This window comes from Planctobacterium marinum (genome assembly GCF_020687805.1).
Taxonomy (GTDB): domain Bacteria; phylum Pseudomonadota; class Gammaproteobacteria; order Enterobacterales; family Alteromonadaceae; genus Planctobacterium; species Planctobacterium marinum.
Map to the genome: position 1 here is coordinate 71,347 of NZ_JAJEWQ010000003.1, position 10,815 is coordinate 82,161.

7 protein-coding genes are annotated in these 10,815 nt (G+C 38.2%); 2 read left to right on the forward strand and 5 right to left on the reverse strand.

The window, feature by feature from the left end:
• The first annotated feature begins 187 nt into the window (after window positions 1-187).
• Window positions 188-1,306, forward strand: a complete 1,119-nt coding sequence (locus LJ740_RS10065; RefSeq protein ID WP_229528969.1) for a sialidase family protein — start codon at window positions 188-190, stop codon at window positions 1,304-1,306.
• 460 nt (window positions 1,307-1,766) lie between these two features.
• Here the strand turns inward: LJ740_RS10065 and LJ740_RS10070 are convergent, their stop codons facing one another.
• The 3 genes from LJ740_RS10070 to LJ740_RS10080 all read right to left on the reverse strand — a co-directional run bounded on the left by LJ740_RS10070 (window position 1,767) and on the right by LJ740_RS10080 (window position 7,235).
• Window positions 1,767-2,648 (reverse strand): hypothetical protein, encoded by an 882-nt coding sequence (locus LJ740_RS10070; RefSeq protein WP_229528970.1) that lies wholly within the window; start codon window positions 2,646-2,648, stop codon window positions 1,767-1,769.
• Window positions 2,648-3,934 (reverse strand): AAA family ATPase, encoded by a 1,287-nt coding sequence (locus LJ740_RS10075; protein WP_229528971.1) that lies wholly within the window; start codon window positions 3,932-3,934, stop codon window positions 2,648-2,650. The genes LJ740_RS10070 and LJ740_RS10075 overlap by 1 nt, the downstream gene beginning before the upstream one ends.
• Window positions 3,935-4,412: 478 nt before the next feature.
• Entirely contained in the window at window positions 4,413-7,235 is a 2,823-nt protein-coding gene (locus LJ740_RS10080; protein WP_229528972.1) for a TonB-dependent receptor plug domain-containing protein, read from the reverse strand.
• Window positions 7,236-7,572: 337 nt separating this feature from the next.
• Here LJ740_RS10080 and LJ740_RS10085 point away from each other — a divergent pair, with 337 nt between their 5' ends.
• Window positions 7,573-8,316 carry a LytR/AlgR family response regulator transcription factor gene (locus LJ740_RS10085; RefSeq protein ID WP_229528973.1) on the forward strand — a complete coding sequence of 248 codons (744 nt, stop codon included), beginning with the start codon at window positions 7,573-7,575 and terminating at the stop codon, window positions 8,314-8,316.
• 533 nt (window positions 8,317-8,849) lie between these two features.
• Here LJ740_RS10085 and LJ740_RS10090 read toward each other — a convergent pair.
• Both LJ740_RS10090 and LJ740_RS10095 read right to left on the reverse strand, forming a co-directional pair.
• A complete protein-coding gene (locus tag LJ740_RS10090; protein WP_324255607.1) occupies window positions 8,850-9,734 on the reverse strand; it encodes a LysR family transcriptional regulator in 885 nt (294 codons plus the stop codon).
• Window positions 9,727-10,494 carry a GNAT family N-acetyltransferase gene (locus LJ740_RS10095; protein WP_229528975.1) on the reverse strand — a complete coding sequence of 256 codons (768 nt, stop codon included), beginning with the start codon at window positions 10,492-10,494 and terminating at the stop codon, window positions 9,727-9,729. Before LJ740_RS10095 ends, LJ740_RS10090 begins: the two co-directional genes overlap by 8 nt.
• Between the last annotated feature and the right edge of the window lie 321 nt (window positions 10,495-10,815).

The window sequence follows — 10,815 nt, forward strand, 5'->3', positions numbered from 1 at the left end:
AAAAACGTGAACAGTTTATGCCGCTTTAGTAGAGCCCACAGTTAAATACGATAGGCTAGTTGTGAATTTGATTCTTTATACATCGTTCAAGAGCCATTTCTTTTTGAGTTCAGTACATTGACAAAAACTTCACGATATGTCGGCTAAATTAGTAACCCCAATATTTCTCTTACAGGTGTTTTAAATAATGTTTTCTATTTTCTCTATTGCATATTGCAAATCAGCAATCAAAGCGAAAAGCTCTCGTCTAACAATGATTTTCATACCTTTAATTTTTTGTCTTGCAGCATGCAATAGTGCTCAAAGCCCAATTAAACAGCCTCCGCCAGAGTTTACTAAAATGGGGTTGAGTGGCTTAATTGTGAAAAAGCTCATATTGAAAAATGAAAAGCTTTACGCGGCCACTGACCAAGGCTTCTACCTTCATGAAAGCGATGAAAAATGGAAGTTATTAAGTAATGAAAATTGGGATATTTACGATATTGTTGTAATTGACCACTCTCACTTCGTAATCAGCTATAAATTTCGTGGCCGAAACGTTCTTAGTCAAAGTACAAATAATGGAGAAAGCTGGGTAGATGTACGTAGCAACTTCGGGTTGCACAACAGAAATTTACAATCCGAACTGAATGAACCTATTTTCAAATTGTTCTATGATGACGGCAGTTTGTACGGGAGTGGTTATGATGCATTGGCGATTTCCTCCGATTTTGGTCAGCATTGGCAAAAGTTGGCTGGCGTTTGGAATGGTTTTGCGCGAGGCACTTCATTACTAACTAAAAACACATCTTCCAATGAAATTTGGTACGGTGGTCAGGGAGCCTTTGAAAACCCCATACTAAGAAGGTATTCAGAGACAGACTTATCACTTTTTGAAGTTTCAACTATTGACGACGTACTGCCGGTTCCAAGTTCAGTAAAAAGCTTAGAATTTTCAGAGTTATTCCCTAATAGAGTATACGTAAGTGGTGAAGGAGGAATTGTCTATAGTGATGACCAGGGAGATAGTTGGTTTCCTCTACATGTTAACGAGGACTCTCGCTTTTATTTTGATTTCGCGGTTTTTCAAGACATTGAAGAAACCTTTTACACCGCGGGTTGGAACAAAAATTATGACCGACCTCAACCATTAATTGTTGAAGTTAGCAGAGATTCAGGTATCAACTGGGAATCGTTCGAATATAAAGAAGACGAGCTTTTTGGCGGAGTGTACAGTATGGCAGCAAGCCACTCGGAATCTGCAGACACACTCTACTTGGGACTCTATAAAGGTGGCGTGATAAAAGTTGATTTTTCGCTAAAATAATACAAAGACTTAAAAAGCCTCCACTTGGAGGCTTGCCAAAATGGCATCTAAGTTTTTGAACTAGCCGAACTAGCGTCTAAAGATGAATATACGTAAAAAGCATACTTCACTTTAAAGTATTGAGCCCTATGTGCTTTCAGCTCCAACTGAGCCACAGAATCAAAATTGGTATTGATTTACCTGAAAACTCAAGATGTATTCCAAGGTATTTAAATGGCCATGCAGTGGTATGAGGTGCCAGTTTCGAGAAGGACTGAAGCTTTAAGAAAGAGGTCAGTCACACTGCAACAGATGGCTGACTACTAACACACCATAGCGGATAGTCATTTAATACAACTGGACAGCCGCTAAAGACAAGTACCGGGCGTTTAACGCCTAAATCAGAGATGAAAAATAGTTGGTTTAAATTAGCACACAGAAGCAAAGCCAACTATTTTTTCTACTTAATTGACTTTTTAGCTTACGCTGCATTAAGCCTTGCAATTAAATTAGAGTAATATTCGTCAGGGTTTGTTGACTGTTGATTTATAAAGCGATTAATCATATTCCTTTCTATCAGTTGTTTAGGGATGGATTTATAGTCCGAATGCTGCTTGCAAATGTAATTAATGACATTCAAAGACAAACTAGCCAATAACTTTCCATAATTATTTAAAATAGGACATAAGCTTGAAATATCTTGGGTCAATAAAGCAGGGCGAGGTATCTCTTGTTTTTTTTCCTTAATAAATGAAATTATTGAATCCCTATTTATGCTTGCGCTTTTTTTTGGATTAAAAAATCGCTCACCACTAACATCCGTAATGAATTTTTTATTACTTTCTCTAAAGATTACCTCTAACCTCAGTAGCCTAGCCCCAATATTTTTAAATTTATCGTAAGAAAATTCAATCTCTTTAAGTAGTTCGTCTGGCATACTTTGTTCTAATATCATGCTTTCAATTTGCTCTATGGTTGATAGCTTAGAGAAAACATCATTTTCCCAACTATATCCTTTCGTAAATAGTATACATGGCGAATCGAAATGGCTTACCTCATCAAGATCAAGATCCCTATCTTTAGCAACTATGGTGTTTGCGACTTCTCCTGCCATAATTTTCTCACAAATAATTCTTAAGGCAGTTTTCGAGCCAAGGGCTCTAAATTCGACTTTTTTACCAAAGTTATAACTTTTAAAAACTCCACTCCAAAACTTAATATCCACTGATCTAGTACTAAATTTGCCTTCTTCTACTTCTTGAATAGAAAAAGATTTATCACCGCCTTCGGTATAAACAATTACTTCTGCACCATAAAAAAGAGGTAGGTTCGATATTCCAGCGTTAGTTCTAGTAAATGGCATTAAAACATCTTCTCCATATCAAACACTTTGTCATCAAAAATGCTAACTACATCAGGAGAATGAGTTGCAAAAATAATTTGTGAATTAGGGTTAATAGCTCTTAAATTTTCAACCAAGCTTTCTTGCCAGCGGATATGTAAAGAGAGCTCAGGTTCATCGGCAATATATACCCAAGATTGCTTTTCCTGTAGAAGAGCCTCTCCCAAAACTATAAGTAATTGTTTTTCACCCGAAGATAATCTATGTATAGGGAGATCTTTTCCCGACTGAGTTGTAATTTGTAGTTCGTTACGATCATTAATGGTAAAAGTTTTGCGCTGCATCATTGAATTAATGATTTTTAAGAAAATATCTCTTGGTCGGAAAATGGCCTCTCTCTTTCTGATTGACTCATTCCATTCATCTACAATGTAATCAATTCGTTCTGTTCCAATCAATACAGAAATATCCGTTGTATTTAACCCAATATTTTCACCAGTAGAATTTAGTTTTTCTTGAGCTCTACCTAAAGCGTCAAAATGACTATCTAATTTCCCTCTAAATTCTTTAGGTTCAACTTTGAATTGTTCAAAGATACCTTTAAGAGCTTTCTTTTCATTTTCTATATCTATCTTTTTTGCTGTAGAAAAAAATGGTTTGTTACTTTTTCTGTATAGCATTGATAGAAAAACTTCTTTTTGAAAATTAACAAATTGCTCTGAAGCTTCTTTACCCAAGCTAGAAAAATATCTAACTAATCTATTTGATAACTCTTTTAGCTTTCTATCCACACTAGATACTGGTTCATCAGAATCTCGATCTTCATGGCTCACATTTGAACGATGAACAGATAACCAGCTTACGTTTGCCAACTTTCTTAGTGAAGAAGAAACGCTATAACCTTGCCTCCGATATAGCTCACGTTCAAATATATGTCTAGGGTAACGTCTCAGCATCATTTGCTCTTCATAATCATCAAGAGACATTACTATTGGCTTTTCACTTGCCGATTCTTTAATTTCATAAACAATTGAAGAAAAAGGTTTGTCTTGTTCGGCAGTTTTACTGATTGTAATAGAGGGTTTTTTTCTGCTATTTTTTGATTTAAGTCTAATTGTGATTTTACTAAACTCCAACCTGTCCAATTCATGGAAATTAGCGGTCAATGCTGATACAACTATATTTATAGCTGTTGTTTTACCAGAACCATTTATTCCGATAATAAAATTAACATCATCGTGGAAATCAAACTCTAGAGTTCGTTCACCCCAGAAACCATCTACTTTCACACTATCTATATAGTTCATTGACAACCTTGTTTAAAAGTTAGCTAACAGCCTATTATTGAGACTTCATAGTAACACCCGTTACCACCGAGAAGCATCTTCCATTTTTCATGGAAGCAAAATTGTATAGCCGGTTTACGTACCAAGCAGTCCCCATCTCAAAGAATCGAACGACAGCTATTGGCGCAATACAGCCAATCAAACCTGATATGCCCAATGTCCGGTTTGGAAGAATAGCAGCCATTCACATCAGCCCCCGAACGGCAGCTTTTGGCACATAGTGTCCCTATAACATTCACGATTTGAACGTTCTCATAACGCTAAATGAAGCCAATCAATATATATAACTGACAGACCAAGTTGCTCTTCTAATCTCTAAATTTTACGTTCTGCTAAGCCACCAGACGGCCATATATATCAGTTTAAATCTGCTTTTAATCCAAAAAATTAACGCCAAAGAACCGCTCACAAGGAGCGGCTCAATGATTAGATAGCAGGTTTAAAACGTATATGAAACACCAGCATAATAATACCGACCTACAACATCATAGGCTGCTGAGTATGTATTAATCCCGGTTCCACCATGTTTTGTACCTTGTCCCAATAATGGGGGCTGCTTATCAAACACGTTATTAACACCTACTCTTACCTCCATATGATCACTCACCATAATAGAGGAACTAACATCGTGATATATTTGAGCAGAGATATTGTTGTGCTTTTCCAAGCCACCAAAACTTGAAAAGTTAAAGTTTTCACCTTCAGTGGAATCAACAACATCATGCCAATAGCGCATTCTCCAACTGTAAGCTACATCACCTGTTGATAGATCTAAATTAATTGCAGCTCTATGTTCTGGGTTTGATGCTTCGCCTTTGTAATCCAAAACACTCCCATCAAATATGCCAATCTGTTCATATTTCGAGATATGGTTCCAAATTAATCCGGCTTTAAGAGTACCGAAAGATAAATCTTGGGTATAATCAAGCTCCAGATCAATACCTGATGTTTTTAGGATGTTTTCATTTGAAGTCCCAGAGTGAACTTCAGTAAGTACGCCTCCAGCGTTTCTCAGCGCAGCGCCACCACAGCTTGCATCAAAAGTATCAGGAGATTGATTAAAACATCTCTGTAGCACGACTGAGCGAGATGTTGTATCAATTGCATCATCGATTTCAAAGTTGTAGTAGTCCATGGTAACAGAGAAGTTGTCTGTAATTTCATAGACCAAACCTAAACTCCAGGAATCTGACGTTTCCTCAGTTACATTAATGTTGCCACCGATGGTTCCACCAGCACTTTGAGCTTCGACCTGGCTTAATGTAAAGCTACCATTCTCCTCAACTCTTTGCATTACACCGGCAATAGACAAACAGTTTTGTGCCACCACACTTGTATCTGAAGCAGTTACGCCATTACAAGGGTCAGCAACAACAGCAAACGTTTCACCTCTTCCACCGAATAGATCACTGATATTCGGAGTACGAACAGCAGTTGCTGCCGATGCACGCAACATTAATGTTTCCATTGGGCGATATTCAACGCCAACATTCCAAGTAAATTGCCCATCAACAATTGAATGGTCTGAGTAACGGGCAGCTAAATCTAACGTCAATGTTTCTAACAAAGGCAGGCTTAACTCTGCAAAAACGTCCAGGGTGTCAAACTCGCCATTTGTTGGAGAAGACTGATTCGTGGAAGATGCACCTGTTTGCGCCAAATCACCCGGGCTATATGCTCCTTTTTCATCCCGATATTCAATTCCGAATGCTACACCTGAATATCCACCTTCTAGTTCAAGTGGTAATTCGCCCGTTAAGACAGCAGAGATGACTAACTGCTCAACTTCGCCAAAAGTTTTGGCGGGAACTTTCAAATAATTAACAGCCTCATCAGAAATGGTACCAGCACCAAAGACATCAAAAGGCACACAACCCTGCAACCGCGCAATATCATCGGCACACTGCAGCTCACCATTTGGACCTTCCACCACATCCAATGCGTAGCGCGCTCTTTCTAAATTGATTTGCCCACCGTTTTCCTGCGACTGCTGCGTTCTTCCCCAAGTAATATAGGTATCTAAAGCCCAATCATCATTAATCTCAAAATCAACACCGGCGGCAATACGGACGGTATCTCTGGAGAGATCTGTTGAACGTGCTCCAAATTCAACCATTCTGCGAACCCATGGCACCTGATTTAAATTTGTCACCCCATCATTAATTAAGTTGTTTCTCAATAATTCAGGTAGCAGCGGCGAATTCACATCCAGTCCACCGACTCCGCCACGATCCGGAATCCAAATATCATTCATATCAAATGGATAAGGCTCAATAGTTGAGTCTTTAGTAGAGGTGGAGTTCCATTGTACTTCCGTAAATAAACTGGCAGCATCGGAAAGCTCGTATCTTGCACCTGCCGCTGCATATTTTCGCTCTAAAGGTGTTACTAACTGACGATATGATCCTCTGTTAAACCCATCTGAGTTTTCTGGATCTGATGAATAAGTAAATGGTGTACCGTCGCCATTATAACCGCCTACTCGCCCCTGTGGCGGATAAGAGGAAAAGACATTCCCATAATACTCTTCACCATTCTCATCTAATAGAACAGCAATATCGTTCTTAGAAAACTCTCTGTCAGACGCTCGAATACCTTGGCTATTATCAAATCCAGCTGAAACCCAGGCATTGCCGCTATCCCAAGCGCCACCTGCTGTTACATTAAATAGATGTCTTTCGCTATCCCCTTCTTCTGACATACCCACCTGGCTGTTTAACTCAACCCCTTCGAAGTCGTCTTTCAGAATAATATTGATTACACCCGCTACTGCATCCGAACCATAAACAGCGGATGATGCGCTTTTAAGTATTTCAATTCGCTCTATCATTGGAGCAGGAATAGAGTTTAAATCTACAGCGTAACCTACTGAAGGCGACAACCCTGAAACATATCTGCGTCCGTTAACCAATACCAATGTGCGAGACTCACCGAGATTTCTAAGGGCGGTGTTATTAACACCTACAGAACTAGTTGAAAACGTAGTACTAGAAGTATTATTAGTAGAAATTGTAACGGGTTGAGTTTTAAGGATATCAGAAACATTGATACTTCCCGTTGCAGCTATATCCGCGCTAGTAATAACGGCAACCGGAACGGGGCCTTCCATATCGGTTCTTTTAATTCTAGAACCTGTAACCTGGACTTTTTCAACGTTTGTAGCCGAATCTGCTGTGGGGGCAGTAGACTCTTGTGCATTAGCAAAGGGCGACAGTAAGCAGGCTGCGGAAACCATTAAGCTTATCTTATTTTTCTTGAACATGTGTTTGTGTACCTTCTGTTTTTATATTAATGACTTATCCATTAGTCTTTTGTTAATCCATTAAAAAACAGGCTTATAGCACGCGAACTAAACCCCCTCGCCACCTAAGTGCTCAACCCCCTCCTTTTTGTCGTGAAGCCCCTCTTTTTCCAAATATTCATTCTTGAAAAAGCAGAGTAAGTCTTATAACAAAACCAAGTTCTCTCACCAAAACATTCACTTTTTTTCACTAATACTCGGATAGATTAAGTTCAGTAATCTCTATAGCTTTTAACTGAGAAATTATTCCAGCTGCTCAATCTAGCTTTTAAAATTTTTAGATATATGGAAGTAAAAAATGGAAAATTATTTTGTTATTGATAACGAACAATTATCTCGAGTAACATTAATTGAATCCCTAATTCTTTCTGGAATAAAATCCGATCAGATTATTAAAAATGATATTGAAGAAACTTTTAAAAAGGCAATTGATGGCGTATTAGTTGGTGGTTTTATCAATTTAGATAGTATAGATGAAAAGATACTGATAAAGCTTCTAGATATATCCACCAACAGTAAAGTCATCTTATTGATGGATAGAACGTGCTCAATTATCGAAAAGCTCAATTACCCTGTTTTAGATTATCTGCTTAAACCACTAAACACTGAACAAGTCCACCGCGTTATATCAAGCCATTTTAAAAGTTTCTCCATCGCAAGCAGAAATGCTCCTCGGGTGCACAGTATCGCGACAAATGGTTACCATCGTCCTTCCAGACTATTGCTATCAGAATCAGGCAGAGTGAGAGTTTTATATAAAAACCAAATCCGGTATCTCAAGGCTGCAGGAAACTATGTGGAAATACACATGAATGACGGCAGTAAAATATTTCATAGAGGTATTTTAAAGTCGTTCGAAGACAAACTAATAGGTCACGGGTTTATACGTATTCATCGTTCTACCATTGTCAGAATGGATGTAATTTCGGAAATAAGGTCAAATGAAAAAGGGCTATTGAAGTTAATCGTCGACTGTGGAACCGAGTTTCCCGTATCAAAGAAGAAAAACGACCTGATTGAAATAATTGAATCTTCAATTTGACAGCAAGACATAAGAATAAAAAATGTTGCTCACTTGTCTATTCATAAGAACAGAATTCAATTTATAAGGGCTAACACTGAGCATTTAATTATTGATTCCCGTGGTAATTAGGTTAGTTAGCCCTTTTTTTAACACCCAAATATCAACATTCTCGCGAGCTATTTGTACAGAATTTGATGTATATATCAAGGCATGGGTCATTTTTACATTGCCGTTAACAAAGCTTCAGAAAGCAATTTAAAATAATTAAGACTCATCTGGCAGACCATTGCTGTCAACAAAAATGTATCAAGCAATGTTTTGCCCTCAAACCGACAAAAATATTTCGGAAAAACAGCGGGAAAAAGCATGGGACTTTTAGGTAACATGGGAGCATATCTTGGAGCTTTCACTGCCTTCTATTAGGATTTTACAACTAAAGACGGTTTTATCGTTTTAATGAGCAGAGATTCAGACAAAAGATACGCTGTGGCAAAGAAAAAAACAGGCTGATTTATTAACGGCGATAAGCTAAATGACACTCACAATGAGGACTATTTTGAAACTGCTACAACTAATAGATTCTGCAGTTCTTTGGCCCAATTTAACTCCGCGATCTGAGGTCTCACACCACACTGTAATGCCACAGTACGAGTCTCTCCAAGAGCCAATTGTAAATAAGTGATACCCAAATTATTTAAAAAATCATTGTCCGAAAAATAAGATTTAGGAATCCATGCAAATCCAAGGTTAGCTCTTACCGCCGCAATAGCCTCATGCATAGATGAAACTGTAATACGGGTATTCGTCCCTAACCAACCTGAATTAAAATTGCTTCTAAGCCCTGCATCTCTGACTACTACCTGACGATAATTTTCCAATTCCTTTAATTCGATACCAGTGCGCTTTGCCAAAGGGTGTTCAACATGTACCACGGCAAATAAATCAACTGTTAAGGCCAGTTGAGTTAAATACCCTTTCGGAATTCTACTTGCTATCCCTATGTCCACTGAGCCATCATCGAGTAATTCCCCGCACCTGGAAAGAACAGTCTCATACAGTTGAATATTTAAGTCGGGATGGGAAAGACCAAAACGCTGTAATGCCGAGAAAAGTTCTGCTCTTGGGTACAGTGTATCGACGGCGATAGAAATGGTAGGGTTAACTTCTCGTTTTTGGGTAATTGCTTCTTTTTCGAGAATGTCTGCTTGTCCCACCAGCAATCTGGCGGAATTCAATAAGCTGGCCCCAAATGGCGTTAATGTCGCTTTTCGTCCAGACAAATCAAATAATGTTTTGTTTAATGTGTTCTCAAGTTTCTTGATACCATGGCTAACAGTTGACTGGGTTTTATAGAGTGCATCACCTGCCTGCGCAAAGCCACCACAATCGACTACTGCAACAAACATTCTCCACTGCTCTATCGATATCTTACTCACAAGGATCCCAAATTTCTTTTAAAAGTTTGATCGAATACAATTCAAAATCATTCACAAAACCAAACTTTTTATACAGACCAATCCCCATTGATGAAGCCTGCAAAATCGAAAGGGTGACATCTTGACTAGCGTCTTCTGTTAATATTTTCTGTAAAAAGATTCTCGCCAAACCATTTCCTCGCAATTCAGGGAGCACAAAGAACTGGTGAATTCCCATTACATTGTACTCCTTTCGAATAAGTACACCACCGCATACATTGCCATTGAATAACAAGAAGTAAACGCGATTACTGATATCCTTAAGTGCGTTGCTAACAGCTTCGGGGTCAACATTGTAATTAAACCCAAGACTACAGTAATGACACCATAATTCCACGTCACTTTGACGAACAGGTACAATATTAATTTTAGTTGATACTGGGTCTTCCGTCCTATATGAAAAGTAATCCATTCTTAAATGCATTGATTGCAAGCTGGTAATAGGGGAATGCATTCCCGGTTTAGTGATTTGCTCAACTAACTGGCAACTGTTTTCCCCTACATCCCAAAAACAAAAAGAAAAACCCGGATACTGAATCGTCAGGTTAGCGATCTCCGCGGCAAAATCCTGAAAACACTTCTCTTTGCGATTGATCCATATCTTAAAGGGCCATCCATTGGTGATCCCCCACTCAACACCATTTCCTTGAACTTTACGGTAACCATAACTTTGCCATAACTTAAGCATATCTCTTATGGCAATAAATTTAATATTGTTCATTGGCATCAGTTGTTAAAATCAAAATATAATATGGCTCGGGTTCTCTTTTATTTTCGTATCAATCTCTAGTTGGAAACCTTTTCAATATTAAGTTTTTTAAACAAAGCTTCTAATTGAGTAAGCGTCAATGTTTGCGAAACCAGAGATTCATTATCAATTAGAATGGAAGGGATTGTTTTTATTCCCAGCGTTTTAGCTCACTTATTGTCAGAGTTCACCAACGACAAAGTGTCTTGATGCATCATGACATCAATAAACTGTTCTCTAAAATAACCTAATCTCTCTGCAATATTTAAGAGAACAGAAGTGTCAGAAATATTT

Excerpts from the sequence above, each read along its gene's own strand:
- LJ740_RS10065 (WP_229528969.1), top strand. The coding sequence starts at position 188 with ATGTTTTCTATTTTCTCTATTGCATATTGCAAATCAGCAATCAAAGCG.
- LJ740_RS10070 (WP_229528970.1), bottom strand. The coding sequence starts at position 2,648 with ATGCCATTTACTAGAACTAACGCTGGAATATCGAACCTACCTCTTTTT.
- LJ740_RS10075 (WP_229528971.1), bottom strand. The coding sequence starts at position 3,934 with ATGAACTATATAGATAGTGTGAAAGTAGATGGTTTCTGGGGTGAACGA.
- LJ740_RS10080 (WP_229528972.1), bottom strand. The coding sequence starts at position 7,235 with ATGTTCAAGAAAAATAAGATAAGCTTAATGGTTTCCGCAGCCTGCTTA.
- LJ740_RS10085 (WP_229528973.1), top strand. The coding sequence starts at position 7,573 with ATGGAAAATTATTTTGTTATTGATAACGAACAATTATCTCGAGTAACA.
- LJ740_RS10095 (WP_229528975.1), bottom strand. The coding sequence starts at position 10,494 with ATGAACAATATTAAATTTATTGCCATAAGAGATATGCTTAAGTTATGG.